General features: G+C 71.7%; 23 protein-coding genes. 6 read left to right on the forward strand and 17 right to left on the reverse strand.

Annotated features, from left to right (window positions below):
• Window position 1: 1 nt before the first annotated feature.
• The gene (uvrA, locus tag AB0H21_RS27615; RefSeq protein WP_358521963.1) at window positions 2-2,842 is read right to left on the reverse strand and encodes an excinuclease ABC subunit UvrA; all 2,841 of its coding nucleotides are present in this window, start codon (window positions 2,840-2,842) and stop codon (window positions 2-4) included.
• A 179-nt stretch (window positions 2,843-3,021) separates the two neighbouring features.
• Between uvrA and AB0H21_RS27620 the strand changes: the two genes are divergently transcribed.
• Both AB0H21_RS27620 and AB0H21_RS27625 read left to right on the forward strand, forming a co-directional pair.
• On the forward strand, window positions 3,022-3,795 hold the full coding sequence (locus tag AB0H21_RS27620) for a maleylpyruvate isomerase family mycothiol-dependent enzyme (RefSeq protein WP_358521965.1): 774 nt from the start codon (window positions 3,022-3,024) through the stop codon (window positions 3,793-3,795).
• A complete protein-coding gene (locus AB0H21_RS27625) occupies window positions 3,792-4,436 on the forward strand; it encodes an MBL fold metallo-hydrolase (RefSeq protein ID WP_358521966.1) in 645 nt (214 codons plus the stop codon). Before AB0H21_RS27620 ends, AB0H21_RS27625 begins: the two co-directional genes overlap by 4 nt.
• Before the next feature lie 90 nt (window positions 4,437-4,526).
• On the opposite strand, the gene pssA is transcribed toward AB0H21_RS27625, so the two are convergent.
• The 12 genes from pssA to AB0H21_RS27685 all read right to left on the reverse strand — a co-directional run bounded on the left by pssA (window position 4,527) and on the right by AB0H21_RS27685 (window position 17,735).
• Window positions 4,527-5,360 (reverse strand): CDP-diacylglycerol--serine O-phosphatidyltransferase, encoded by an 834-nt coding sequence (gene pssA / locus AB0H21_RS27630; protein ID WP_358522051.1) that lies wholly within the window; start codon window positions 5,358-5,360, stop codon window positions 4,527-4,529.
• Window positions 5,353-6,000, reverse strand: coding sequence for a phosphatidylserine decarboxylase (locus AB0H21_RS27635; RefSeq protein WP_358521968.1), 648 nt, complete (start codon window positions 5,998-6,000; stop codon window positions 5,353-5,355). Before AB0H21_RS27635 ends, pssA begins: the two co-directional genes overlap by 8 nt.
• Window positions 6,001-6,121: 121 nt before the next feature.
• On the reverse strand, window positions 6,122-7,108 hold the full coding sequence (locus AB0H21_RS27640; RefSeq protein ID WP_358521970.1) for a TerC family protein: 987 nt from the start codon (window positions 7,106-7,108) through the stop codon (window positions 6,122-6,124).
• Between the two features lie 400 nt (window positions 7,109-7,508).
• Entirely contained in the window at window positions 7,509-8,606 is a 1,098-nt protein-coding gene (locus AB0H21_RS27645) for a glycosyltransferase family 4 protein (RefSeq protein ID WP_358522055.1), read from the reverse strand.
• A gap of 47 nt (window positions 8,607-8,653) precedes the next feature.
• Window positions 8,654-10,474, reverse strand: coding sequence for a lipid II flippase MurJ (locus AB0H21_RS27650; RefSeq protein ID WP_358521971.1), 1,821 nt, complete (start codon window positions 10,472-10,474; stop codon window positions 8,654-8,656).
• An 8-nt stretch (window positions 10,475-10,482) separates the two neighbouring features.
• A complete protein-coding gene (locus AB0H21_RS27655) occupies window positions 10,483-11,346 on the reverse strand; it encodes a hypothetical protein (RefSeq protein ID WP_358521973.1) in 864 nt (287 codons plus the stop codon).
• 62 nt (window positions 11,347-11,408) lie between these two features.
• Complete coding sequence (locus tag AB0H21_RS27660; RefSeq protein ID WP_358521976.1) at window positions 11,409-12,389, reverse strand: copper transporter; 981 nt, start codon at window positions 12,387-12,389, stop codon at window positions 11,409-11,411.
• The gene (steA, locus tag AB0H21_RS27665; RefSeq protein WP_358521978.1) at window positions 12,386-13,582 is read right to left on the reverse strand and encodes a putative cytokinetic ring protein SteA; all 1,197 of its coding nucleotides are present in this window, start codon (window positions 13,580-13,582) and stop codon (window positions 12,386-12,388) included. The genes AB0H21_RS27660 and steA overlap by 4 nt, the downstream gene beginning before the upstream one ends.
• Window positions 13,583-13,748: 166 nt before the next feature.
• A complete protein-coding gene (gene recN, locus AB0H21_RS27670; RefSeq protein ID WP_358521981.1) occupies window positions 13,749-15,467 on the reverse strand; it encodes a DNA repair protein RecN in 1,719 nt (572 codons plus the stop codon).
• Between the two features lie 222 nt (window positions 15,468-15,689).
• Entirely contained in the window at window positions 15,690-16,598 is a 909-nt protein-coding gene (locus AB0H21_RS27675) for an NAD kinase (protein ID WP_358521983.1), read from the reverse strand.
• A 35-nt stretch (window positions 16,599-16,633) separates the two neighbouring features.
• Window positions 16,634-17,452, reverse strand: a complete 819-nt coding sequence (locus AB0H21_RS27680) for a TlyA family RNA methyltransferase (protein ID WP_358521986.1) — start codon at window positions 17,450-17,452, stop codon at window positions 16,634-16,636.
• A gap of 82 nt (window positions 17,453-17,534) precedes the next feature.
• Entirely contained in the window at window positions 17,535-17,735 is a 201-nt protein-coding gene (locus tag AB0H21_RS27685; protein WP_358521988.1) for a hypothetical protein, read from the reverse strand.
• 372 nt (window positions 17,736-18,107) lie between these two features.
• Here AB0H21_RS27685 and AB0H21_RS27690 point away from each other — a divergent pair, with 372 nt between their 5' ends.
• Window positions 18,108-18,455: an SCP2 sterol-binding domain-containing protein gene (locus AB0H21_RS27690; RefSeq protein WP_358521991.1), complete on the forward strand. Its 348-nt coding sequence runs from the start codon at window positions 18,108-18,110 to the stop codon at window positions 18,453-18,455.
• 59 nt (window positions 18,456-18,514) lie between these two features.
• Here AB0H21_RS27690 and AB0H21_RS27695 read toward each other — a convergent pair whose 3' ends face one another.
• Together AB0H21_RS27695 and AB0H21_RS27700 are read right to left on the reverse strand one after the other, a co-directional pair.
• The gene (locus AB0H21_RS27695) at window positions 18,515-19,510 is read right to left on the reverse strand and encodes an HAD-IIA family hydrolase (protein ID WP_358521993.1); all 996 of its coding nucleotides are present in this window, start codon (window positions 19,508-19,510) and stop codon (window positions 18,515-18,517) included.
• A gap of 107 nt (window positions 19,511-19,617) precedes the next feature.
• On the reverse strand, window positions 19,618-20,046 hold the full coding sequence (locus AB0H21_RS27700; RefSeq protein WP_358521995.1) for a tetratricopeptide repeat protein: 429 nt from the start codon (window positions 20,044-20,046) through the stop codon (window positions 19,618-19,620).
• Between the two features lie 115 nt (window positions 20,047-20,161).
• Here AB0H21_RS27700 and AB0H21_RS27705 point away from each other — a divergent pair, with 115 nt between their 5' ends.
• Entirely contained in the window at window positions 20,162-21,424 is a 1,263-nt protein-coding gene (locus tag AB0H21_RS27705; protein WP_358521998.1) for a DUF1015 domain-containing protein, read from the forward strand.
• 221 nt (window positions 21,425-21,645) lie between these two features.
• On the opposite strand, the gene AB0H21_RS27710 is transcribed toward AB0H21_RS27705, so the two are convergent.
• Window positions 21,646-21,990: a single-stranded DNA-binding protein gene (locus AB0H21_RS27710; protein ID WP_358522001.1), complete on the reverse strand. Its 345-nt coding sequence runs from the start codon at window positions 21,988-21,990 to the stop codon at window positions 21,646-21,648.
• A gap of 363 nt (window positions 21,991-22,353) precedes the next feature.
• On the opposite strand from AB0H21_RS27710, the gene AB0H21_RS27715 reads away from it, so the two are divergent.
• Complete coding sequence (locus AB0H21_RS27715) at window positions 22,354-23,292, forward strand: MBL fold metallo-hydrolase (protein WP_358522003.1); 939 nt, start codon at window positions 22,354-22,356, stop codon at window positions 23,290-23,292.
• A 147-nt stretch (window positions 23,293-23,439) separates the two neighbouring features.
• Here AB0H21_RS27715 and AB0H21_RS27720 read toward each other — a convergent pair whose 3' ends face one another.
• Window positions 23,440-24,525: a hypothetical protein gene (locus AB0H21_RS27720; RefSeq protein WP_358522006.1), complete on the reverse strand. Its 1,086-nt coding sequence runs from the start codon at window positions 24,523-24,525 to the stop codon at window positions 23,440-23,442.
• Window positions 24,526-24,528: 3 nt separating this feature from the next.
• Between AB0H21_RS27720 and AB0H21_RS27725 the strand changes: the two genes are divergently transcribed.
• On the forward strand, window positions 24,529-26,130 hold the full coding sequence (locus AB0H21_RS27725) for a hypothetical protein (protein ID WP_358522008.1): 1,602 nt from the start codon (window positions 24,529-24,531) through the stop codon (window positions 26,128-26,130).
• The last annotated feature ends 509 nt before the right edge of the window (window positions 26,131-26,639 follow it).

Here is a 26,639-nt window from a genome sequence, read left to right on the forward strand (position 1 = left end):
GTCAGCCCCCGAGGATCTTGCTGAGGAAGCGGCCGGTGTGGCTCTCTTCGACGCGCGCGACCTGCTCGGGGGTGCCGGTGGCGAGCACCTGGCCGCCCCGCGACCCGCCCTCGGGGCCCATGTCGATCAGCCAGTCGGCGGTCTTGATGACGTCGAGGTTGTGCTCGATGACGATCACCGTGTTCCCGCCGTCGACCAGGCGGCCGAGCACGCCGAGCAGCTTGCGGATGTCCTCGAAGTGAAGGCCGGTGGTGGGCTCGTCCAGGACGTACACCGTGCGGCCGGTGGAGCGGCGCTGGAGCTCGGAGGATAGCTTGACCCGCTGGGCCTCGCCGCCCGACAGCGTGGTGGCGGGCTGCCCGAGCCGGACGTACCCGAGGCCGACCTCGTTGAGCGTCTGCAGGTGGCGCTTGATCGCCGGGATCGCGTCGAAGAACTCCAGGGCCTCCTCGATCGGCATGTCGAGGACCTCGGAGATCGTCTTGCCCTTGTAGTGGACCTCCAGCGTCTCCCGGTTGTACCGGGCACCGTGGCAGACCTCGCAGGGGACGTAGACGTCCGGGAGGAAGTTCATCTCGATCTTGATGGTGCCGTCGCCCGCGCAGGCCTCGCAGCGGCCGCCCTTGACGTTGAAGCTGAACCGGCCGGGAAGGTAGCCGCGGACCTTCGCCTCGGTGGTCTGCGCGAACAGCTTGCGGACGTGGTCGAACACCCCGGTGTAGGTCGCCGGGTTGGACCTCGGCGTACGGCCGATCGGGCTCTGGTCGACGTGGACCACCTTGTCGACCAGGTCGGTGCCGGTCACGCGGGAGTGCCGGCCGGGGACGGTCTTGGCGCCGTTGAGCTCCTTGGCCAGGGCGCTGTAGAGGATGTCGTTGACCAGCGTCGACTTGCCCGAGCCCGACACGCCCGTGACCGCGGTGAACACGCCGAGCGGGAAGTCGACGTCGACCCCCTTGAGGTTGTGCTCGCGCGCGCCCTTGACGGTGAGCTTGCGCTTGAGGTCGCGCTTGCGCCGCGCCACGGGCACCTGGATGCTCCTGCGCCCGGCAAGGTAGGCGCCGGTCAGCGAGTCCTCACTGGCGAGCAGGTCCTGGACGGTGCCGGAGACGACGACCTGGCCGCCGTGCTCGCCTGCGCCGGGGCCGATGTCGACCACCCAGTCGGCGGCGGCGATGGTGTCCTCGTCGTGCTCGACGACGATGAGGGTGTTGCCCATGTCGCGCAGGCGGATCAGCGTGTCGAGCAGCCTCTGGTTGTCGCGCTGGTGCAGGCCGATGGACGGCTCGTCCAGGACGTACAGGACGCCGACGAGGCCCGAGCCGATCTGCGTGGCCAGGCGGATGCGCTGTGCCTCGCCACCGGCGAGCGTCCCGGCCGCGCGGTTGAGGGTGAGGTAGTCGAGGCCGACGTCGAGCAGGAAGCCGAGCCGGGCGTTGATCTCTTTGACGACCCGCTCGGCGATGTGCATGTCGCGCTCGGACAGCGTGAGGTCGCCGAGGAACTTCGCGCACTCGCCGATCGACAGGGACGACACCTCGGCGATCGAGCGGTCGCTGACCGTCACCGCCAGCGAGACCGGCTTGAGTCGGGCTCCCCTGCAGGTGGGACAGGGGATCTCCCGCATGAAGCCCTCGAAGCGCTCACGGCTGGAGTCGCTCTCGGCCTCGGCGTGCCGCCGCTGCACCCACGGGATGACGCCCTCGAACGTCGTGTAGTAGGAGCGCTGCCGGCCGTACCGGTTGCTGTAGCGGACGTGGACCTGCTCGTCGTGGCCACGCAGCAGCGCCTTCTGCGCCTGCTTGGACAACCGCTCCCACGGCGTGTCGAGGTCGAAGCCCAGTGCGTGCCCGAGCGCCTCGACCAGGCGGATGAAGTAGTCGCTGGTGTGGCCGCCGGCCCACGGGGAGATGGCGCCGTCGCCGAGGGACTTCTCGGGGTCGGGGACGACGAGCTCGGGGTCGACCTCCATGCGGGTGCCGAGTCCCGTGCAGTCGGGGCAGGCGCCGAACGGCGAGTTGAAGGAGAAGGACCGGGGCTCGAGCTCCTCGAAGGACAGGTCGTCGTAGGGGCAGTAGAGGTGCTCGGAGTAGAAGCGCTCGCGGCCGGGGTCGTCCTCGGCGAGGTCGACGAAGTCGAGGGTGATCGTGCCGCCGGAGAGCTGGAGCGCGGTCTCGACCGAGTCGGTGAGCCGGCGGCGAGCGCTCTCTTTCACCGAGAGACGGTCGACGATGACCTCGATGTCGTGCTTTTCGTACTTTTTCAGAGTGGGCGGCTCTTCGAGCCTGACGACGGTGCCGTCGACCCTGGCCCGCGCGAAGCCCTTGGTCTGGAGCTCGCGGAACAGCTCGGCGTACTCGCCCTTGCGTCCGCGGATCACCGGGGCCATGACCTGGAAGCGGGTGCCCTCGGGCAGCTCAAGGACGCGGTCGACGATCTGCTGCGGGGTCTGCCGGGCGATGGGACGGCCGCACGCCGGGCAGTGGGGCTTGCCGATGCGCGCCCACAGAAGGCGCAGGTAGTCGTAGACCTCGGTGATCGTGCCGACGGTGGACCGCGGGTTGCGCGAGGTGGACTTCTGGTCGATCGAGACGGCCGGCGACAGGCCCTCGATGAAGTCGACGTCGGGCTTGTCCATCTGCCCGAGGAACTGCCTGGCGTACGCCGAGAGCGACTCGACGTACCGGCGCTGGCCCTCGGCGAAGATGGTGTCGAAGGCCAGGCTGGACTTACCCGAGCCGGACAGCCCGGTGAAGACGATCAGAGCGTCTCGCGGGAGGTCGAGCGAGACGTCTTTAAGGTTGTGTTCGCGGGCGCCACGAACGATCAAGCGGTCGGCCACAGCAGATCTCTCATGTCCGTTCATGATCCACGGCAGCCGAGCTAGGGCCACCTCTGACTAGTCGCCGCCACTCTAACGACGGGGTCCGACAGTTTTCTTCCGGTCCGGAAACGCCCCCGCGAGGAGGCGTGACCCCGGCGTACGCGCGGCCGTGAGGGTCTGACGCGATGATGGTGTTCATGACCGTTCTGGACGACCTTGGGACCGAACTCGACGCCGCCACGAAGCGGTTGCTCGCGACCGCGGCCGCGATGCCCGATCGGGACGTCACGGCCCCCTCCCTGCTTCCGGGCTGGACGCGCGGCCACGTGCTCACCCACGTCGCGCGCAACGCGGACAGCCATGTCAACTTGCTGACCTGGGCCAAGACGGGCGTGTTCACCCCACAGTACCCAACGCTGGAGGCCCGGGAGGCCCAGATCGCCGAAGGCGCCGGAAGGGCCGCCGCCGAGCAGCACGCCGACCTGGCCGCGAGCGCGGCCCGGCTGGACGTGGCCGTCCGGGACACGCCCCCGCAGGCCTGGCGCGCGACCGTGACCGGCATGACCGGCGACGGCCACCCCGCCTGGTACGCGCTGGTCCGCAGGCTCCGGGAGGTTGAGCTCCACCACGTCGACCTCGGCGCCGGCTACGCCTGGGCCGATCTGCCGCCCGCGTTCGTCCTGCGGGAGCTGCACGACACGGTGGCGACCTGGCCGCGCGCCGAGAGCCGGATCAGCGCGATCCACGCGGGCGGGCGCAGCTGGACCGGCCTCGGCGAGGGTCCGGAGCTGCGCGGGGACGCCCCGATCGTCCTGGCCTGGGCGACGGGACGCCTGGACGGCGGCCCTCGGGCGGCGGGCCTGGATTTCACGGGGCTTAGGCTGGCGGAGAGCCCGCCGGCGGCGCCGAAGTGGCTGACGAAGTCCGCGCCGCTCGGCCTCCCGCCGACGCCTCCTGAGGAGTATCCATGACGTACACCGGTGACGTGACGGCCGGCGGCCCCGCCGACGTGCGTGACCTGCCCGGCCTGACGATCAGCAAGATCGAGGTCGGGGACTTCGGTAACAACGCGTACCTGCTGCGGTGCCGCGAGACCGGTGACGGCGTGCTGATCGACGCCGCCAACGACGCGCCCCGCCTGCTCGAGCTCATCGGCGACCGTCCGATCAGCAAGATCATCACCACCCATCGGCACCAGGACCACTGGATGGCCCTGGCCGAGGTCGCCAAGGAGACCGGCGCCGAGATCGTCGCCCACCCGCTGGACGCCCCCGAACTGCCGGTGCCGGTGACCCGCCCGGTGGAGCACGGCGCCCGCGTCAGCGTGGGCGTGGTGACCATCGAGGTGATCCACCTGCGCGGGCACACGCCCGGCTCGATCGCCCTGCTCTACCAGGACGGGCATCTGTTCACGGGCGACTCGCTGTTCCCCGGCGGGGTCGGCAACACCCAGGGGGACCCCGCCCGGTTCGACCAGCTTTACACCGACGTGGTGGAGCGCGTCTTCGACCGACTGCCCGACGCGACCTGGGTGTACCCGGGTCACGGCAAGGACACCACGCTCGGGACCGAGCGGCCCGCGCTGCCCGAGTGGCGCGCCCGGGGCTGGTAGCCCTCCCGCCCCTGAGACGCGAACGGCCCGGCACCCGTGAAGGAAGGCGCCGGGCCGTTCGAGGCCTTGATCAGCCAGAGTACGGAGGGACTAGCGCACGCCCGCGGCGACCTTGCGCTCCTTGCGCTGCTCGCGCTTGAACATCAGGACGCGCAGCGGGATCGCCGACACCAGCGCGATCTGCATGCAGGCGCCGATCTGGATCAAGATGTCACCGCCGGCGAGGTCGGCCGCCCAGATGATCAGGCAGGTGACGTTGACCATGATCCACGCCAGCACGACCGCCGCCAGGTTGCCCTTGGGCTTGGGGTACTCGATGCGGCTGACCATGAGCCAGGCCACGGCGAAGACGCCGATAACCGTCGGGTAGGACGGCTGGAAGAGCAGCACGATGGATACCACGGTCATGGCCCCCATCGGGATGGGCAGGCCCATGAAGTCGCCGCTCTTGGTCTTCACGCAGGCGAACCGCGCCAGCCGGACGACGCCCGCGACCAGCACGGACACCGCGGCGCACAGCACCAGCCACAGCGGAAGCTTGTGGGAGAAACCCGCCCAGGCCACCACCATGAAGGCGGGGGCGAACCCGAAGCTGATCACGTCGGCGAGGTTGTCCAGCTCGGCGCCCATGGCCGAGGCGCGGAACCGCCGTGCGACGAGCCCGTCGAACAGGTCACAGGTGGCGCCGATCAGCAGCAGCACCACCGCCGTGGCGAAATAGCGCGGATCGGGGTGGAACTCGCCCTTCGACTGCTGGAGCTGGGTGATCGCCGACCACGCCAGCACGCAGACCGCCAGGAACCCGCAGACCGCGTTGCCGATGGACAGCGAGTCGGCGGCGGACAGCCGGAACGCCTTCCCGACCGGCCCTCGCGGCTCTTCGTCCTCGCCCAGGTCGTCCATGGACCATCCGGCGTCAGCCATGGTCAATGCGAGTCACTCCCGCCGTCGTCCGCTGCCCCACGCTGACCGCGGGGGCAATCCCTTCAGGAAGGTAGATGTCCACCCGCGACCCGAAGCGGATCAGGCCGATCCGCTCGCCGCGCGAGACCTTGGCGCCCATGCCCACGTACGGCACGATGCGGCGGGCCACGGCTCCGGCGATCTGCCACAGCTCGATGTCACCGAGGGCCGTGGCGAAGTGCCAGACGACCCGCTCGTTCTGGTCGCTGTCCTTGTTGAAGGCCGGGCGGAACCCGCCCGCCACGTGCTGGACGGAGGTCACCGTGCCGTCGAGCGGCGCGCGGTTCACGTGGACGTTCAGCGGGCTCATGAAGATCGCCACGCGGGTACGGCCGTCCGGCTGGGGGTCGACGCTCTGCACCACACCGTCGGCGGGGCTCAGCACCAGTCCGGGACCGAGGTCGCGCTCGGGATCGCGGAAGAACCACAGCATGGCGCCCGTCAGGGCGGCCAGCGGAGCCGCCGCGAGCACCCACGGGCGGGACCGCCGGGCCAGCGCCGCCGACACGACGGCGGCCGTGGCGGTGGGGGCCAGCCAGGGGGAAACGCCACGGGCCAGCCGCACGCGGCGACGGCCGTGGTTGGGCGAATCGTTGGACACAGGGAACCTTTGTGATGATTGCGGCCAGAGACCGGATTGTGACTTTATCGCCGAATGCTACCCAGCTCGCGGCTCCCGCATAGCGATATGGGACAAGCAAATCGGGTCATGCACCGTTTCGCTACCCTTGAGACACCTTCGCGGGCGCCGTCGGCTCGCCGGACCGCTTCCTGTCCAGCCGGGCCTTGATCAGGCTTGCCACGGTGGTGATGACCATCGTGCCGCCGATCACCGAGAGGGAGACCCAGATCGGGACCTCGGGCGCCCAGTCGACGCCACCGGCGTGCAATGCCTCGAGGATGAGCTTAACCCCGATGAAGCCCAGAATGAACGACAGACCGTAGCTGATGTACACCAACCGCTGGAGAAGGCCGCCCAGCAGGAAGTAGAGCTGACGCAGTCCCATCAGCGCGAACGCGTTGGCGGTGAAGACGATGAAGGCGTCCGTGGTGAGGCCGAAGATGGCCGGAATCGAGTCCAGCGCGAAGAGCAGGTCGGTGGTGCCGATGGCCACCATGACGATCAGCATGGGCGTCACCATGCGGCGGCCGTCCACCTTGGTGATGGCCTTGGACCCCACGAAGCCGTCTGTGGTCGGGAAGACGCGGCGCACCCAGCGCAGCAGGAGGTTCTCCTTGAACTCCTCCTCGTCGTGGCCGCGCAGCAGGTTGACCGCCGTGTAGATGAGGAAGGCGCCGAAGACGTAGAAGAGCCAGCTGAAGCGCTCGAGCGCGGCGGCCCCGACGAGGATGAAGAACCCGCGCATCACCAGGGCCAGCAGCACGCCGACCAGCAGCACCTTGTGCTGGTAGATCCGCGGCACGGCGAAACGGCCCATGATGATGTAGAAGACGAACAGATTGTCCACGCTCAGGCTGTACTCGGTGATGTAGCCGGCGAAGAATTCTCCGGCCTTGTCCGCGCCCTCCACGACGAACAGCCCGATGCCGAACAACGCCGCCAGGCCGACGTAGAAACCGACCCAGAAACCCGCCTGGCGCAAGGAGAATTCCCGCGGCTCGCCGCGGTCCACGATCCAGAGGTCGATGGCGAGAACCACCAGGAGCCCGCCGATGACGGCGGCCCACGCCCACACGGAAACGTCCAACACAAAACCTCCGGCCCGCGTCAAAGTGCCGGAGGTCTCTCCCGCCCGTGGCGGCGACGCCTCGGACCGGCAGCCCCGGGTCGGCCCATGGGGGCACACCGTGATGACGAGGCTGTCGCGAAGGGATACTCCCCCCCTCGCCGAGGAGTATAGGCGAGCACATAAGCCCTACCTAATCAGCCCATGAGCGCGCCGCGCGATCATGGGCACGGCGTCTGCGCCCCGACGGCGCCTGATCACGCACAGGGCCACTCCCGCGGCCGTGATGACGCAGGTCACAGGCTCGCGCCCCGAGAACGCGCCCCTACGTCCTCCGCGGCGCCCCCGGAGATGGATCTCACAGAATCAGTACTTCACCCGTATTGAGTGAAGTCGCCGGGAACCGCCCGTGCGGCCCCGATCACCCCCGCCCGCCCCGCAGCGCCCCGTACCTCTCCCGGACGGCGCGGACGGCGGCGTCCCGGTCGGGCAGCGGACGCGCCGCCGCGGCGGCCGACAGGCGCGCGGCCAGCCCCGGATCGGCGAGCAATGCCTCGGCGGCCCGCCGCAGCGCAGCCGCGTCACCGGCCGGCACCAGCAGGGCGGCGTCCCCGACCATGCCGGGCACCCCCCCGACCGCCGTCGCGATGATCGGCCGCCCGGCCCGCAGGGCCTCCTGCACGTTCAGCGGCTGCCCCTCCCATCTGCTCGGCAGGACCAGCGCGTCCGCCGCCCGCAGCAGGTCGGCGACGTCGGCGCGGTCGCCGAGCAGCCGTACCGGCAGACCTTCGGCGTCGATCCGCGCCTGGAGCACCCCCCGCAGAGGCCCCTCCCCGGCGACCGCGAACAGCGGGACCGGCCCGGCGTACGGACCTCGGGCGGCGTCCAGCAGGGTCTCCAGCCCCTTCTGCTGGGCCAGGCGGGCGATGGTGAGCAGGATCGGGTGCTCCCCCGCGCCGAGCTCGGCGCGGACCTCGGCGGGCGTCCGGACCGGCGGGCCGAGGGGCGGCGCCGGAACCACGGCGGGCGCGACGCGCCGCGCGCCGAGGGCGGCCATGCGCTCCCCCAGGTCGGGCGAGACGACCAGCACCTCGTCCGCCCGTCTCGCGACGACGCGCTCCAGCACGCCGTACATCGCGCCGATCATCCCCGAAGCGGTCAGCGCGTTGTGCAGGGTGACCACCAGCCCGGCACGCCGCCCGGCCGGCGCCAGCGCCGCCAGGGCTCCGGCGCGCAGCCCGTGGGCGTGCACGACGTCCGCCCCCGCCGCCAGCGCCCGCAGCCGCCGGACGGCGCGCAGGTCGCTCGCGGGACGCGGCCGATCGGAGATCGGCACCTCGGCGAACCGGGCGAGTCCGGAGAAGCCGAACGCCCGGTCGGTGCTCGCGGGACCGGCCACGACGACCTGGTCCCCCTCGGCGCGCAGCCCTTCGGCGAGCATGCGCACGTGCCGCCCGACCCCGCCCGCGCTCGTCCCGAGCACCAGCAGCACGCGCAACGCCGCCTCAGCCCTGCCCATCGCCCTGCCCGACACCATGCCCATCGCCCTGCTCGTCACCACGCTCGTCAGCCATGCCCATCGCCCCTCTCATGCCCACGGCCACCGGCCGCGCCCGCGTCCGCACCTTGCCGGACGGCCCGCGACGGTGAGCCCCCATCCGTGTCGACGCCCGTGTCCGCGCTCGTGCCGGTGTCCACGACCTCGTCCCCCGCCCGTGCCGGGACTGGGTCTCGCGGCGGCCCGTCCGGCGCCGCCGGCGGCGCTCCGTCCCCAGGACCCCGGCGCCGCGCGAGCAGCGAGGCGAGGTCGCGCCGGTCGATCACGGCCGCGACCGCCAGGGCCACCGCCACCGCGACGGCACCGGCCAGCACGGCCACGCCCGCGTTCGCGGCCGGCCCGTGGACGGCGACGCCCGCGGCGACCCATTGACCCGCGACGAAACCGGCTCCCCCGCCCAGCACGGCCGCCAGCGCCGCGCGCGGCACACCCGCCAGCGCCCCGCCGCCCCGGGCGCGGGCGACGGCCGCGAGCAGCAGAGCGCCCCCGGCCGTCATCCCGACCGCGCTGCCGAGCGCCAGCCCGCCAAGCTTCCACTCACGGGGGAACGCGAACACGAAGACGGTCTGCGCCGCCATGACGACCACCCATCCGGCCACCGTCCCCCCGGCGGCGGCCCTGCCCCCGCCGGACGCGTACAGCACGCGGCCGAGGTGGGCGAGCAGCCCGTACCCGACCAGGCCGGGGGCGAACAGCGCGATGGCCCGAGCGAGCTCGACGGGGGCGATCTCGCCGCCCATGCCCTCCACGAACACCGCGGCCACCGGCGCGGCCACCGCCGCCAGCGCCCCCGCCGCGAGCCCCGACACCAGGAGCACGGCGCGCGTGGTGCGCGCGGACAGCGCGGCGAAGCCCTCCGGATCCGCGGCGCGCGCGGACAGGGCGGGGAACGCGCTGGTGGCGATGGGCACGGCCAGCACGGCGTACGGCACCTGGTAGATGGCCCAGGCGTAGTTGTAGCCCGGAAGCCCTCCGCCGCCGACCTGGCTGTTGGCCAGCCACACCACCATCGCCATGGCGACCTGCTGGGCGACCAGGGCGCTGAGGCCCGCGAGGGCCAGACGGCGCACCTGGGCCGCGACGCCCTCGGGGAAGCGCAGCGTGGGCCGCAGCGGCAGGCCGAGCCGGGACGCCGGCCCGATCACGGTGACCACCAGGGCCAGGACGCCGAGGGTCGTGCCGGCGGACAGGGCCAGCTCGGCGGACAGGGGCACGTCCAACGGGTCGGCGGCGGCGGTCCCGGCCAGCGGCGTGTACGCGAGGTAGGCGGCGATGACCACCAGGCTGGACACCAGCGGCGCCACGGCCGGGCCGACGAAACGGCGGTAGGCCTGGAGCACCCCGTACAGAACGACCGCGATGCCGTACAGCGGGATCTGCGGGGCGAACACCACGAGCATGCGGGTGGCGACGGCCGTGAGGGCCACTGAGTCGCTGCAGCGGGGGACATTTCCAGCGAAAAGCCCCATGACCGGGCCCGCGGCCAGCACCGTGAGCACGGCCAGCGGCACCAGGAGCAGCAGCACCCACGTCAGCAGGGCGGAGGTGATCCGCCCCGCCTCGGCACGCGCCTCGGGCGTCCGCTCCGCGCCGTGGCCGCCGCGGGACGACGCGCCGGCGATCACGGGGACGACCATGCCGGCGAGCGCGCCGCCCACGACGATCTCGAAGACGATGTTCGGCACCTGGTTGGCCGTGAAGTAGGCCGTGCTCAGGCAGTTGGTGCCGACGGTGCGGGCCAGGACGAGCTGCTTGCCGAAGCCGACCACGCGCGCGAGGATCGTGACGACCCCGATCACCACCGCGGCCGCCGCGACCCCCTGGCCCACCCGTTTGATCATCTGGGACGGCGGCCCAGCATGTCGAGGCGGTTCAGCACGGGGTTCCCGGCGATCACCTTGGTGAAGCTGACCTTCTCGGAGGCCGCGGTCAGCCCGGCCACCACGCCGAGCGCCGCCAGCCGAGCGGGACGGCCGAGCGAGGAGGCGGCGGCGACGCCGAGCAGCGCGCCGAGGGCGTTCGCGCCCGCGTCGCCGAGCATGGCGCGCTCGCCGAGGTCCTCGGGAAGCAGGGCGATGCCCGCGCCGAGCGGCACGGCGGCCAGCGCGGCGCCCGCCGGGGCGTCCTTGGCCAGCGACGCCGCGACCAGCGGGCCTCCGGCCAGCAGCCCCACCTTGATGGCGCGGCCGGGGCGCAGGTCGAACAGGTTGGCGAGGTTGGCCGCCCCGGCGATGAGCGCGCCGTCGATCAGCGTGTCGGCGAGCCGCGCCGCCCCCTTGGGAGCACGCGGCAGCAGGGCGGCGGCGGCGAGGCCGGCGGCGCCGATGCCGAGGATCTTCACCGCCCCGCTGGTCACCTCGCCCCGGGCCAGCGCGGTCAGGTGCCCCTTGAAGCCCTTGGACGCGCCCGACCCGCGCAGGTCGTCGTAGGCGCCGAGCCCCCCGGCGCTCGCCCCGGCGAGGACGGCGGCGGCGCGGACCCGCCCGGGCAGGCCCGGGACCAGGGCGGCTGCGGCCCCCGCGCCCGCCACGAACGCCGGGCCTTCGAGCAGTGTGATCGGCTCGCCGCGGTGGTTGGTGCGCGTCCAGGTCTTCTCGTCGCCGATCGGCGGGCGGCGGGTGAACGCGGTGTAGGCGGCGCGGGCGGCGACGGCGCCGAGGGCGGCACCGGCCAGGGCACCGAGCCAGGAGCGTTGGGCCACAGCGGATCCCTCTTCGTCAGGAGCACCCGGCGCGCGCCGGGACGCGTGGTCGTCAGGGCAGATCAGCCGCCCGCGCCCTCCGAGGAGGTGGGCGTGGGGGTCAGGGGGGCCGCTGGGGACGGGTCGGCCGCCACGGCGTCCGAACCCAGGCCGTACTGCCCGGCGTCCCCGGCCACCTGCTCCCGCAGAGCGTAGACCACCGCGGCCCGGCCGAAGGCCATATCGGCGTTGTCGACCGTGGAGACCTTCCCGGAGGCGTCCCCGTTCGCGCGCACCGCGGCCACGACGCCGGCGGCCGTGGAGACCGGGACCACCCCGGCCACGACCACGCCCTCGCTCGCCTGGTCCAGCCCGGTGGCCAGGGCGACGATGGCGGCGGTCTGCGCTTCGGCGTCCTTGCCCTCGTACGGGGCGGCGGGCGCCATGACCAGCGCGAGCGTGGCCCGCTTGCCCGGGTCGCCGTCCAGCGCGAGCATGCCGCCCTTCTCGAAGCCGTCGAGCACGCTCGTGGCCGTGGGGTCGTCCTTGCCCGCCAGCGTCTTGTCGGACGTCACGACGGCGCTCGCCAGCACCGCCGCGGCCTTGTCGTAGGGGGTGGCGTCGGCGGAGAACGTCAGCGGGGTGGGCCTGGCCGTGACGAGCTGGTCGACGGCGGGCGACGGGTCGGCGGTGAGGTACTTCTCGGTGATCGTGACCCGGCCGCTGACCACGGCGCCGGCCGCGGTGAGCACCTGCTGGACCGGCTCGCGCAGCTTGGAGTCGGCGCCCGGGGCCTCGACGATCACGACGCGCTCGCCGGCGAGCGTGCCCTGCACGAGCTGGGGCAGCCGCTCGGCGATGAAGGCGTCGCTGGCGCCGCCGCGCGTCTGCGCCTGGGCGATCTGGTCGTACAGCTCGGCGTTGGTGCCGCGGAGCTGCGCGGTGACCTTCTCCGTCGAGGCGACGAGCGGCGCGTTCAGCACGGTGCTGCCCAGCACGATGCCGATGGCCAGCGCGAGGAAGATCGCGACGATGGAGACGATGTGATAGCGGAAATCGATCACGAGAAGAGCCCGACCAACCAGAAGACGAAACCGTTCCAGGCGTCACGAAGCCCGTTCAGCCAGACCTTGCCCATCGGAGAGAACCACAGCACCACGCTCATGGTGACGACGGCGGTGGCCACCAGCAGCAGCAGCGAGCCGATCGAGATGCGGCTGCGGTAGAGCCTGCTGACGCCCTTGGCCTCCACCAGCTTGCCCCCGACGCGCAACCGGGTGAGAAAAGTGCTGGCCATGCCGGACCGGCCCTTGTCCAGGAACTCGATCAGGGTACCGTGCGTGCCGACCGCGACGATCAGGCTGGCGCCCTTGTCGTCGGCGAGGAGCATCGCGATGTCCTCGCTCGTACCGGTCGCGGGGAAGACGACGGCCTGCTGACCGAGCTGCTGCACCCGCTCCAGCCCGGGGGCGCGCCCGTCACGGTAGGCGTGCACGACCAGCTCGGCGCCGCAGCACAGCGCGCGCTCGGACACCGAGTCGAAGTCGCCCACGATGAGGTCGGGCAGGTAGCCGGCCTCGATCAGGGCGTCGGCCCCGCCGTCCACACCGATCAGGACGGGGCGGTACTCGCGGATGTAGGGGCGGAGGGTGGCGATGTCCTCCTTGTAGTGGTACCCGCGCACCACGACCAGGACGTGACGGCCCTCCATGGTGGTGCGGATGTCGGGGACGCCCACGCCGTCGATGAGAAGGTCCCGCTCGCGGCGGATGTACTCCATGGTGTTCATGGCGAAGTCTTCGATCTGGATCGACAGGCCCGCCCGCGCCTCGGTCATCGCCGCGCTCACGCTCTCGGCGGTGACCGGCTCGCCCTTGCCGACGAGCTCGTCCTCCAGGTAGACCTCGCCCTCATGGACACGCACGACGTCGCCGTCGCGCACCCGGTCGAACAGGTCGGGCGTGGCGTTGTCGATCAGCGCGACCCCGGCGTTGAGCAGGATCTGCGGTCCGAGGTTCGGATAGCGCCCGCTGATGCTGGCGGCGATGTTCACCACGGCCGAAGCTCCGCACGCGACAAGAGCCTCCGCGCTCACCCGGTCGACGTCGACGTGATCGACAATCGCGATCTCCCCCGGCCGCAGACGCTTGGTCAGTGTCTTGGTCCGCCGATCGATCCTCGCCACTGCCGTCACCCCGGGAAGGTCTGACGCCTTCCTGCGGCGGAGGCCCTGAACCCTCAAGGTCGGCACCTTCATCACGAACCATCCTGCCAGAGCTTGAGACCAAGATGGGCTCGCTTCACGGCGTGTCAGATTTGTCACTGCCCCCGGATCGCGGGCATCCGCCCCGCGATCACCCGATCTCCCTGCCCGCGGTGAGTCATCGCATACCCGGCGAAACGGGCGGGTCCGGCCGTCTTCGTCAGTCCGCCACCTTGTCGGCGGCGGCGATCGACAGCAGTTCCTCGGCGTGCGCGCGACCCAGCTCGGAGTCCTCCAGGCCGGCCAGCATGCGCGACAGCTCGCGCGCACGGGCCTCGTGGTCCAGCGCCGTCACGCCGCTGCGCACGACACGGCCGTCCCCGGCCTTCTCGACGACCAGATGCTGGTCGGCGAACGCCGCGACCTGCGGAAGGTGGGTCACCACGATCACCTGAGCCGTGCGGGCCAGGCGGGCCAGGCGGCGGCCGATCTCTACGGCCGCCTTGCCGCCCACCCCGGCGTCGACCTCGTCGAACACGAAGGTCGGCACCGGATCGGCGCCGGCGAACACGACCTCGATGGCCAGCATCACCCGGCTGAGCTCACCGCCGGAGGCCCCCTTGTTGAGCGGCAGCGCAGGAGCCCCCGGATGGGACATCATGCGCAGCTCGATCTCGTCGGCGCCCTCGGTGCCGAACTGGCCGCTCGGCGTGACCACCACGACCACACGGGCGTGCGGCATGGCGAGCGCGGCCAGCTCGGCGGTGACGGCCGCGCCGAAGCGCTCGGCCGCCGCGGTGCGGATGCGGGTCAGGTCGTCCGCCAGCTCAGTAAGGCGGGCGGTGAGCTCCTCGCGCTCGCGGGTGAGCTCGGCGATGCGGTCGTCGTCGCCCTCCAGCTCGGAGACCCGGGCGGCGGCGTTCGCGGCCCACGCCAGGACGGCGGCGGTGTCCTCGCCGTACTTCCGCAGCAGGCCCGTCAGCAGCGCGCGGCGCTCCTGCACGGCCGCCAGCCTGGCCGGGTCGGCGTCGACCGACTCGGCGTAGGCGGCGAGCTCGGTGGCGACGTCCGAGACCAGATAGCCGGCCTCGGCCAGCCGGTCGCCGATACCCGCCAGCGCGTCGTCGAACCCGCGCACGGCCTCCACCGCCGCGCGGGCGTTCCCGAGCAGCGAGATGGCGTCCTGGGCGCCCTGGGTGCTCGCCATGGGGTCGCCGAGCAGGGCGGTGTGGGCGGTGACGGCCGCGCTCTTCAGCGAGTCGGCGTGCGCCAGCCGCTCTTCCTCCTGCTTGAACTCGACCTCCTCGCCGGCCTTGGGATCGACCTTCTCGATCTCCTCCAGGCCGAAGCGCAGCCGGTCGGCCTCCTGCTCGCGCTCGCGGGCGCGGGTGGTCAGCTCGTCGAGGACCCCAGTGACGTCTTTGTGCCGTTTGTACGCCTGGGTGTAGGCACGCAGCGGCTTGACCAGCTCCTCGCCCGCGTAGCGGTCCAGGGCCGCGCGCTGGCGGCCCGGCTGGAGCAGCCGCTGCTGGTCCATCTGGCCGTGGACGGCCACGAGATCCTCGGCGAGGTAGGTCAGCGTGCCGACCGGCACCGAACGGCCGCCCAGCCACGCCCGCGAACGGCCCTCCGTCGAGACCGTGCGCGCGATGATCAGCTCGCCGTCCTCGACCGTGCCGCCCAGGTCCTCGACCTGCTGGGCCACCCGGCCGCCGGACTCGACGACCAGCGTGCCCTCCACCGACGCGCGGTCGGCGCCCGGCCGGACGCGCGCGGGGTCGGCCCTGCCGCCGAACAGGAGCCCGAGCCCGGTCACGACCATCGTCTTTCCCGCGCCCGTCTCGCCCGTGACGACGGTGAGACCCGACGAGAGCTTCAGGACAGCTTCATCGATCACGCCGAGCCCTTTGATCCGGACCTCATCGACCCGTGGCCGCACTGGGTCCCTCCCGCCGTATCGCCGCGCCGCCTCCCGATCGGGCACCTCGCCGGACCGTGTCGGGCATGGCTCGGTCACCTCTCCGTGCGGAGCCGATCCTACGCGGAAATCGCCAAGGTTTTCGATGACTACCCCCGCACATGGGCGCGACCAGGGCGTAAACCCCACACGGACCGGGAGCCGGGCTCGCGCGTCCTGGAGTGTCGCGGCGCCGCCCGGGTACTACGGGCGGACCCGGCCCCGCCAGCCCTGTACGGGCAGGTCGAACTTGGCCACCAGCCTGTCGGTGAACGGCGCCCCGGTGGTGTCCACATCGTGCAGCCGCGCCAGCCGGACGGGCAGCCCGGCCCGCCGCACCTCCACCCGCACGCCCGGCGGCAGGTCGAACCGGCGGCGGCCGTCGCACCACAACACCGCGCCCGTCGTCCCCGGAAGGATCTCCAGCGCGATGACCGAATTGGGCGAGACCACCAGCGGGCGGGCGAACAGGGCGTGGGCGCTGTTGGGCACCAGCAGCAGGGCCTCGACCTCCGGCCAGACCACCGGGCCTCCGGCCGAGAAGGCATAGGCCGTCGAACCCGTGGGAGTGGCGCATATCACCCCGTCGCAGCCCCAGCGCGACAACGGGTGTCCGTCGATCTCGGCCACCACCTCCAGCATGCGGTCGCGCTTCTCGACGCTCGCCTCGTTCAGCGCCCACGTCGAGGCCAGCACCTCGCCGTTGGCCCGGACGTTGACCTCGACGGTCATCCGCTCCTCGACCGTGTAGCGGCGCGCCACGACGCGGTCCACCGCCTCGGCGAGGTCGGCCATCTCGGCCTCGGCCAGGAATCCGACGTGGCCGAGGTTGACGCCCAGCAGAGGCGTACCGGCGGGGCGGGCCAGCTCGGCCGCACGCAGCAGGGTTCCGTCCCCGCCCAGCACCATCAGCACCTCGGCGTCCTCGGCCGCCGTGGGACGCGCGGGCACGACGTCCACCCCGGGGGCGGCGATCTCCTCGGCCTCCGGCTCCATGACGCGGACCGTGAAGCCCGCCTCCAGGAAGCGCTGGATCACCCGCCGCGCGCTCTCGACCGCCGGCTCGCGCCCGGTGTGGGCCGTGATCAGCACCGTACGCTTGACGGCATCCATGCTCGACTCCGCTCGTCCGGCGGGCACTCCGCGCACTACTGGGGACCTTCCGCGACGGCGCGCTCGATCACGGCGTCGAGATCGGCCACCGGCGCGGGCCCGGGACCTCTCCCGAGCCAGATGAGGTACTCGACGTTGCCCGACGGACCGGGCAGCGGGCTGGCCGTCACGCCGCGCACCTCAAGGGACAGCGCGGACGCCGCCGCCGCGACATCGCGCACGGCGCCCGCCCGCAGCACCGGATCGCGCACGACACCACCCGCCCCCACACGTTCTTTGCCCACCTCGAACTGCGGCTTCACCAGCATGACGAAGTCGGCCTCGGGCGCCGCGCAGGCGGCCAGGGCCGGCAGCACCAGGCGCAGCGAGATGAACGACAAATCGCCTACCACCAGGGACGGCGCCTCGCCCACCATCTCGGGCGTGAGATCGCGGACGTTGACCCGCTCCATCACCGTGACGCGATCGTCCGTGCGCAGCGACCATGCGAGCTGACCGTACCCGACGTCGACCGCCAGCACGTGCGCCACGCCCGAACGGAGCAGCACGTCCGTGAAACCTCCGGTCGAGGCGCCCGCGTCCAGGCAGCGGCGGCCGACAACGGCCAGCCCCGCCGGGCCGAACGCGTCCAGGGCGCCGAGCAGCTTGTGGGCGCCCCGCGAGACGTAGTCGGCGCCCTGCGCCGCCTCGGCCACCACGATCGCCGAGGCGGTGTCGACCTGTGTGGCGGGCTTGGCCGCCGTACGGCCGCCCACGGTCACCCGGCCCCCGGTGATCAGATCGGCGGCGTGCTCACGGGAACGGGCCAGGCCCCTGCGTACGAGCTCGCTGTCCAGCCGGGTGCGACGGCTCACCGCGCACGCCCGTGCCGCCACGCGGCCCTGTGGTTCATGTGGTTCATGTCGTACATGGTGGGGCCGGCCGGTGCCGCCGCCCTCACTGATGCCCGTTCCCGTTCCCAGGTACGGCGGACGCCTCGTCCACCGAGGCCAGGATCGCCTCCAGCCCCCCGAGCACTTCCTCGAACACCGCGACGTGCTCCCCCGCGGGAAGATCGCCGAGGGCGCCCAGCCTGGTCAGGGCGGCCGCCACCCGCGCCTCGCCGCTGCCCGTCCGGGACTCGCCGGTCTCCGTCATCCGTCTTTCCACCCACCCGCATCATCGTCCCACCGCCCGGCACCGCGCCCTGCCGCCGTCCTCGCGGCCCCCGGGCGCCGCGCCCGCGCCCGGTCACGCGAACCCCGGGCAAATCCCACTGCCGGACACCCTCCATTCCCGGTGTCGCTCTTGGTCGCGGCGCGGATTCCGGTCCATGATGGTGTGCTCAACGCGCAGGCGGACGACCGCCTGTGTCACAGCCGTCAGACCCTGACCGTATCGGAAGCCACGACTCGTGCGATGCACTTCTCTTCCCAGGCCGCTCCCGCGAGCCGAATTTCGCGTAGTACTCAAGTGAAACGCTACCTTCCGTAGGTCAGGAGCTTCGGCGCATGAGAAGGGGTAGGACGCATGGCGACCGTCGATGAGTGCCGGGCGGCGCTGGACAAGCTCACCGAGCAGTTCGGCGAGCTGGACGACGAGACCCGTACCAAGCACGTCGTCAACAGGAGTCTGAGCTGCCGCATCACCGACCTGGACGTGACCTTCTACGGCAGGATCCACCAGGACGGGCTCGAACCGTTCACCGACGTGCCCCCGCCGGACGGGCGGCCCGCCGAGGTGCGCATCCGCATCTCCAGCGACGACCTGCTCTCGCTGGTGAACGGCGAGCTCGACATGGGGCGGGCCCTGTTCGGGGGACGCGTGAAGATCGACGCCAGCCTCGGCGACCTCCTCCGCCTCCGAAAACTCCTCTAACCCCCGGGGACTGAACCCCGTTGACGCCCCGGGCCCTCTTGTCGGCCGGCTAGAGGCGGCTAGAGGTCCAGGGCCTCGACAACCTGTTTGAGACTGTCCTCCTCCACTGGCCCGCCGGTCGCGCGGGCCCAGGCGGCGGCACACGCCGCACGAAGGCCGTCCACCGGATCACCCACCCCTGTCAGCCGCAGGCGATCTCCCTCCCAACCGGCCGTCCAGCCCGCGCGGGTCCACGCGTCCCCCTCCTGGGCGACCGGCGCGGGCGGCAGGTGGAGGGCGGACAGGTCGGCCGCGATGTGCGTGGGGCGGTGCTCGGGCGGTGCCGTCAGCAGGTCCATCGGACCGGTAACGCCCGTCAGCACGAGCAGGCTGTCGACGCCCGCGCGCGTGGCGGCCTCGATGTCGGTGTCCAGCCGGTCCCCCACGATCAACGGGCGCTCCGCGCCGGTACGCAGCATCGACTCCCGATGCAGGGGAGGCTCGGGCTTGCCCGCCACCACGGGCGCGACGCCGGTCGCGGTGGCGATCACACGGGTCATCGCCCCGTTGCCCGGCAGCACCCCCCGGTTGGTGGGCATGGTCGTGTCCGCGTTGGCCGCGACGAACCACGCCCCCTGCCGTACGGCCAGCGTGCCCTCACAGAGCAGACCATAGGAAAGATCGGGTGAGATGCCCTGGGCGACCGCCACCGGTTCCTCGGCGGCCGTCGTCACCGGGCGAAGCCCCCGCGCCCGTACGGCCGAGCGCAGCCCCATCCCCCCGACCACCAGCACCGGCGAGCCCGGGGGCACCCGCTCCGCGATCAGCCGCGCGGCCGCCTGCGCCGAGGTCACCACGTCGTCGGGGGTGGCGGGCGCGCCCAGATGAGCCAGGTGTTCGGCGATGGCGGCCGGAGTGCGCGAGGCGTTGTTGGTGACATAGGCCAACCGCACCCCGGCGTCACGAGCCTGGACGAGCGCCTCCGGCGCACCCGGCACAGCCTGTCGTCCCAGATACACGACCCCGTCGAGATCGAGCAACAGGGTGTCGTAAGAGTCGATCAACACGGAGTCCATGCCCCTACTATGTCCGATCCAAGAATCCCAAGACCCACCCCCCACTGAACCGATCCCCGGCCTCCACCACCGCCCCCCTCCGGCTACGGCACCGCGCCGCAGACGTGTCAGGTCTCTCTCGCTCGGAGGGTGGCCCTTACCTGTTTGAGGGCCGACACATAGTCGCGGGAATCAGGGCGCATGGCCACCGCGATGGCCAGGGGTTCCTGGGCCGCCTCCATGTCGCCGGTGCGCCACAAAGCCATGCCCAGGCCGAAGTACGCGTAGTCCTCGGTGGGGTTGGCCGAGACGATCCAGCGGAAACTGTCGGCGGCGTCTTCGTAGCGCCGCGAATTGAATTGCGCCCGGGCGAGCGCCTCCCTGATGCTGCGGGAATCGGGCTCGGCATCGGCCGCCCGGGCCAGGATGGCCGCCGCCGCGGCCGGGCTGCCGTCCTTCAACAGCTTTACTCCGCGCTGAAACCACTCGTAGACATCACCCGCAGGAGCACTCGGCTCGTAGTCGGGGGATTCAGGCTGGCCTCGTCCCTGCGTCATTTCCTCGAAGCCTCCTTCAGGTGACCTGTGATTCCGGCTTTCCGACGAGCCGGTCAACGCAACGATGTCGGGGCTGTCTCTGAGTGGCCGAGGGCCTTATGGCACCATGCCCGGTATGGCGATTCCTGAACTGCCGTCACCGGACGGACTGGTACTACGCCCATTTCGCGGCGTGCGATTCGCCGTCGACGATTTGGCCGCAGTCACCTCCCCACCGTACGACCTCATCCCGCGGGAAGACGTGCAGCCCCTTCTTGACGTCCACTCCAACAATGTCGTGCGACTGATCCTTCCCGGCACCGACCAGCGGCGTTACGGCGAGGCCCGCGACACCTTGCACACGTGGCTGGAATCCGGCGTCCTGGCCGCGGACGACCTCCCCGCCGTCTACGTGTACGAACAGAGCGCCCCCGGTCTCGTGGTGCGGGGTCTCATCGGCGACCTCGCCCTCTCGGCCCCGGAGGACGGCATCGTCCTCCCGCACGAGAACGTCATGCCCGGCACGGTCGCGGACCGGCTCGCGCTCATGCGGACGACCGAGAGCAATCTCGAACCCATCTTCCTCCTCTACGACGGTAAGGGCGCCCTCGCGCCGCTCATCGACGACGTGGCCTCCACCCGGCCGCCTCTGGTCGACGTCCGCACCGACGACGACATCGTCCATCGCCTGTGGGCCCTGACCGACCCGGCCGAACTGGACACCGTGGCGGCCGGGCTGCACGACCACCAGGCTCTGATCGCCGACGGCCACCATCGGTACGCCACATACCTGGCGCTCCAGCGCGAGTACCGCGCCGAAGGGCGCGGTCCCGGGCCCTGGGACTACGGCCTCGCGCTTCTGGTCGACTCGACGGCCTACCCCCCGCACCTCAAGGCCATCCACCGCGTCATCCCCGGGCTTCCCCTGGCCGAGGCGGCGGCGCGCGCCAAGGGGGCCTGGCAGGTGCACGAGCACGCCCACGTGGAGGACGCCCTCGCCGCACTCGCCGCGGCCCGGGGACCGGCCTTCGTCCTGGCGGGCAACGGCCCGAGCCATCTGCTCACCGACCCGGACCCGGTCCAGCTCGACCACGCGATGCCGGGGTCGCGGACGGCCCGATGGAAGTCGCTCACCACCTCGATCTTGTCGGAGTTCCTCCTGCCGAAGGTCTGGGGACTGCGCGACGACGAGCGGACCGTGCGCATCGTCCACCACGACCCCCTGCTCGCCGTCCGGATGGCTCGCCGCGAGTCGGGCACAGCCGTGATCGTGCCGTCCCTGTCCGTGGAGGACGTGTACGCCATCGCGGCGGGGGGCGAACGCGTGCCGCGCAAGTCCACCTCGTTCGGCCCCAAGCCCCGCACCGGGTTGATCCTCCGCACCTTCGCGACCGGCTGACGGCCGGTTCGGCGACCGGCCCGCACGCTCTCCCATGCCGCCGCGGCCTTCCTCTACGGAGCGGCCGTGGCGGCGTGTGAGGGTGCCGGCAACTGGAGCCGCCGGCCCGTTGAGCACGTCCCTCCGGACGCTGACCGGTCAGGCGTGCACGGCCTGACCGGGGAGGGTGCCCGACGTCGCCTGGGCGCCGGGCGTGCTGGTAACAGCACGCCACGACATAACTACGATTCGCTAATCGAATCAGAAAGCCTTCGTACTCGGTGCACCTCGACCTCGTAGGTGCTCGACCCACCCTCCGGCTGGTTCCAGAACCGGTGGTGGAGGGCTCCCTCCACGCTGACCACGTCGTCCACGCCGAACTGCGTCACGACGGCCGCCACCTCGGATCCGAAGGCCACGCAGGCGATGCCGTCGGACTTCTTGTTGCTGGGATGACCGGGCGGACGCCGGACGGCGAGACCCCAGCTCGTCACCCGGTCACCGCTGGGCAGTTCCTTGCAGACGGGCGCCCTGGACACGCGCCCGACCAGCATGACCTCGTTGCGGTGCACCACATGCTCTTCCATCGGATCCCCCTCGATCACTCGAATCGCTCGATCGGGGCCCATTCTTGGGGTCGGGGACGGCGGAACGAGGGGCCGAGCGTCATTCTGTGGATAACTTCGCGCGCGCCAGACACGGCCCCCGCGCCGGCCGAGGTCGAAGGAAGCGGCGGCGAGACCGGCAGCGCACCGATCCGGGCACTGCCATTACGGATATATACAGATCGGCGCTCTCGGGTATGACGCGGATGGGCGGCGACGAAAAGGCCCGTTATTTCCCCCAGGCGGCGGGCGAGCAGGGCGAACCAGGGTCACATCGCGTCCCGGATGTGCCCTACGCTCGTCAGCGAACCCGCACCGACCCGCCGGCCTGCAAGGGAGTGATCTGTGGACAACGTGACACCGCTCGGCGGTGACGTCTACGAGATCGACACGCGGATGGCGGGATACACCGGGATCACGGCCGGCTACCTGATCCTCGGCGACCGCCCCTGCCTGGTGGAGACGGGAACCTCCACATCGGCGCCGGTGGTCCGCGACGCCCTCACTTCTCTCGGTGTGGGCCCGGACGATCTCGCCACGGTCGTGGTCACCCACATCCACCTGGACCACGCCGGAGGCGTCGGCGACATCGCCGGGTACTACCCGGCCGCCGAGATCGTCGTCCACGAGAAGGGAGCGCGGCACCTGACGGACCCGTCACGTCTCATGGCCAGCGCCCGCATGGTGTGGGGCGACCAGTTGGACACGCTCTTCGGCTCGCTCGCCCCGACCGATGCCACACGCATCAGGACCCTCGGCGACACCGGCTCCATCGACCTCGGCGGCGGCCGCGTCCTGGGGGGCCACTACTCCCCGGGCCACGCCAAGCACCACGTGGGCCTGCTCGACTCCGCCACCGGCGACCTCTACGTCGGCGACGCGGCGGGCGTCTACCTTCCCGAGAGCGGCGACCTGCGCCCCGCCACCCCGCCGCCCGACTTCGACCTCGAGACCGCGCTCCGCTCCGTCGCGCTGTTCGGCGATCTGCGTCCCCAGCGGCTGCTGTTCAGCCATTACGGACCGGTGACCGGCGTCGCCGCCACGCTGGAGCGGTCGGCCGAGGAACTGCGCATATGGGTGGATCTGACCAAGCAGGCGCACACGGCGGGCATGGACCTCGATCACGCGGTCGCGATGGTCCGGGACAGGACGCGCGAACGCTATGCCGCCCTGACCTCAGGCGACGAGCAGACGGCGGAGCATTTCGAGTTGCTCAGCGGCGCGCCCTCGAATGTGGCGGGCATCATGCACTGGCTCGATCTCGCCAAGCCGGAGTCCACCTGAACCCGTCCAGCCCGGCCACCGCTTAAACGCGGAGGCCGGGCTCGAATTTCCATGAGCATGCATAGGAACGATGCGGGGTGGGAACCATGTCTGGCGGGCGCCGCGCGCCTTCACGCTAGGCGGCGCCCACCAACTCCCCTCGCGCGCCTAGGCCTTGCGCTTGTCGGACTTGTCCGGCTTCTCCATGGGTTCGTCATGGTCATCGAGGTCGTCGCCCGAGTGCGCGGCGTTCACGTCGCCGAAGTCGGGCTCGATGAACGCCGGAGCCATCCCCGGCTCCAGCCGCACGCGCCCGCCGGTGGGCCCCAAGATGTCACCCTCGATGTCGTCGTCCTCGTCATCGACGTCCTCGGCGACGGCCGCGCCCTCGGACGAGGCTCCGGCGGCAGCGGGTTCTTCCCCGGGCGCTCCGCGCTCGGCGACAGGCTCCCGCGTCACCGCGGCGGTGGCGTTCGCGTTCTCGTCGATGTCCTCGGCGTCGTCTTCGGCGGCGTCTTCGACCAGGATCGCCTCGGCGGCCACGCCAGCACGGTCGTCCTCATCGTCATCGAGGTCGTCATCGGCGTCGATGACGTCGTCCAGGTCCTCCCCGGCCTCGTCGTCGACATCGCCTTCCGCGTCGTCGAAGTCATCGAACGACTCGTCGTCCTCGAGTTCCTCGACGTCCTCGATCACCGCGCCGGTCAGCTCCGCGTAGCGCTCGGCGGCGTCCGTCTCACCGTCCTCGTCGAACGCCATCGCGCGCTCGAACCAGTCGGTGGCGGCCTCCACGTGACCCGCCTGCGCGAGCGCGTCCGCGTAGGCGAACGTCAGGCGCGCCGACCACGGGCGAGGCTCCTGGACGCGCAGCTCCGGCAGGCGCTGCAGCGTGATCACGGCGGCGTCGTGCTGCCCGAGGTCACGCCGGGCCCCGGACTCGACGATCGCGAGCTCGATGCGCCCGGCCCGGTCGAGACGCTCAGCCTCGGGAGAACGCACCAGGTCGAGGGCACGCTCCGGACGGCCGAGGCCGCGCTCGCAGTCGGCCATGATGGGCAGGAACTCGTCCGAGCCGGTCAGCCGACGCGCCGCCCGTAGATCGCTGAGGGCCTCCGCGTACTGGCCGGCGCGGTATGCCGCCAGGCCGACCGCCTCACGCACGACCCCGATGCGGGCCGCGAATCTGCGCGCGACCTTCGCGTGCTCGTAGGCCAGTGCCGGATCATCGTCACCCAACGCGCGCTCTGCGGCCACCAGGTGACTGGCGATCTTGTCCGCGAGGTCGTTCGGGAGAGCGCGCAGCTCGTCCCGGATCTCCTTGTCCAGCTCGTCAGGCGTGATGTCGGGCGCGAGCTCGGGAATGGGGGCCTGCTCCTCCCGCGCCGCACGCGGGGTCTCACGATCGAAGGGCCGGCCACGCTCACGGCCGTACCGCGCACGGGTGCCGCCGCCCTCGGACTGCCCGGTCCCGGCACGGAACTCACCGGAGCCCCGCTCATCCCTGTCCCGGTGCCCCGACGACCGCCCGCGATCTCCCTCGAACGTCCGCCCGCCGCGCGGCCCACGGTCGTCCCGAGCCTCACGGCCCTCACGGCCCTCACGGCTGAACGGACGCGGTCCCGCGCCACGCCGATCGTCACGCCCGAACGAACGCCCATCGCGATCGTCCCGGCCGTACGGCCGATCGTCACGCCGGTACGGGGGACGCTCGCCGAAGCCGCCCCGGTCGTCACGATCCGGCCGGCCTTCACGGCCTTCGCGGCCTTCACGGTTGAAGGGGGGACGCGATTCCCCGCCCCGGCGATCGTCGCGCTCGAAAGAGCGGCCGCCGCGTCCCGGACGATCATCGCGGTCGAACGGACGAGGACCCCGGTCGCCACGGCCGGAGAAGCGATCTCCTCCACCGCCCTGGCTCCCTCGGTCGAACGAACGGCTCTCACGGCCGTACCGATCGTCTCTGCCCGACGGGCGGCCGCCACCGGCGAAACCACGGTCGTCGCGGCCGTAGCGGCGCTCACCGGAAGCCCCGCGGTCATCGCGGTACGACGGACGGCTGTCACGGTCACCACGTTCATCGCGGTTGTACGGACGCCGACCCTCGCCCTCGCCGCGTCCCTCACGGCTGAACGGGCGTGGGCCCGAGGCGCCTCTGCGGTCGTCTCTCTGGAAGGGCCTGCCGCCGCGCTCACCCCGGTCGGACTGGTAGGGCCTGCCGCCGCGATCATCAGAACGGTGGTAACCACCGCGGTCATCGGAGCGGTTGGGCCGCCCGCCACGGTCGTCACGTTGGGGCCGCCCGTAGCCGTCCCCCTGGCCGCCTTCCCGCCGGTCCCCGTAACGCGACTCGGGACGGCCTCCTTCACGATAGGGACGGTCCTCCCGCGAGCCGTACGAACCACGGCCGGAGCCGCGATCACGGTCATCACGGTTATAGGGACGTTCGCCGCCGTAACCACCGCGCTCGCCGCGCTCGGAGGGACGGCCGTCGCGATCAGAGAAACGGCCGGGACGGTCCCCACCGCTGTCTCGGCCGAACCCCCGGCCTCCGCGGCCCTCACGGTCGAACGGCCGATCGCCGCCCCCCTCGCGCTGGAACGGGCGACCTCCCCGAGAGTCACGGTCGCGGGACCCGTAGGAGCCGGCCGGACGCCCCTCGCGGCGCTCACCGTAGCGCGGACCGTCCCCTGGACGTCCTTCCCGGCGCGGTCCACCGCGGTCACGCTCGAACGAGCGGCCGTCCCTGCCTCGCTCGGAGCGGTCGCCACGGAACCCGCCAGAGCGCTCGCCCGAGCGGTATCCGCCGTCGTCGGGACGGCCCGAGTCCTCACGTCCGTTGTCTCTGTTCACTTCTGTCCTTAGTCATTCGCAGACCACGTGCATCATGATCGCGTTCGTCCATCGCGCCGCCGACCGTGTGGAGAGGGGACGGTCCGTCCGGCCGCGAGCCACAGGCCCGTTCGCGCTCTGTCGCTGCTCGCCCTCGGCGCCTTACGCGACGATGGCCACCCGCCATGGGGTGGCCAGCACCACCAGCCTAGCAAGCCACCCAAGCCCACCGGTCCTCCGCGCAAAGTTCTCTCTACGCGCCTGTCCTTTCCCTGCGGCCCGCCACGTCCCCGAGAACCCCGTCCGCCGCTGAAGGTTCATGCCACACAGAAACCCGGGTTGCTCCAGGCGGCTGACGACACCCTGCAAACGCAACCCACGACTCGGTACAGGAGACGAGAGACCCGCATACGAAAGGCGCCTATAACGCAGGAAGGCCACCCGAAACCTCGGGTGGCCCTCCTGCATAACAAAGATTGTCCGGCGGTGTCCTACTCTCCCACACCGTCCCCGGTGCAGTACCATCGGCGCTGGAAAGCTTA

It is taken from the genome of Sphaerisporangium sp. NPDC051011 (genome assembly GCF_040653595.1).
Classification (GTDB): Bacteria; Actinomycetota; Actinomycetes; order Streptosporangiales; family Streptosporangiaceae; genus Sphaerisporangium.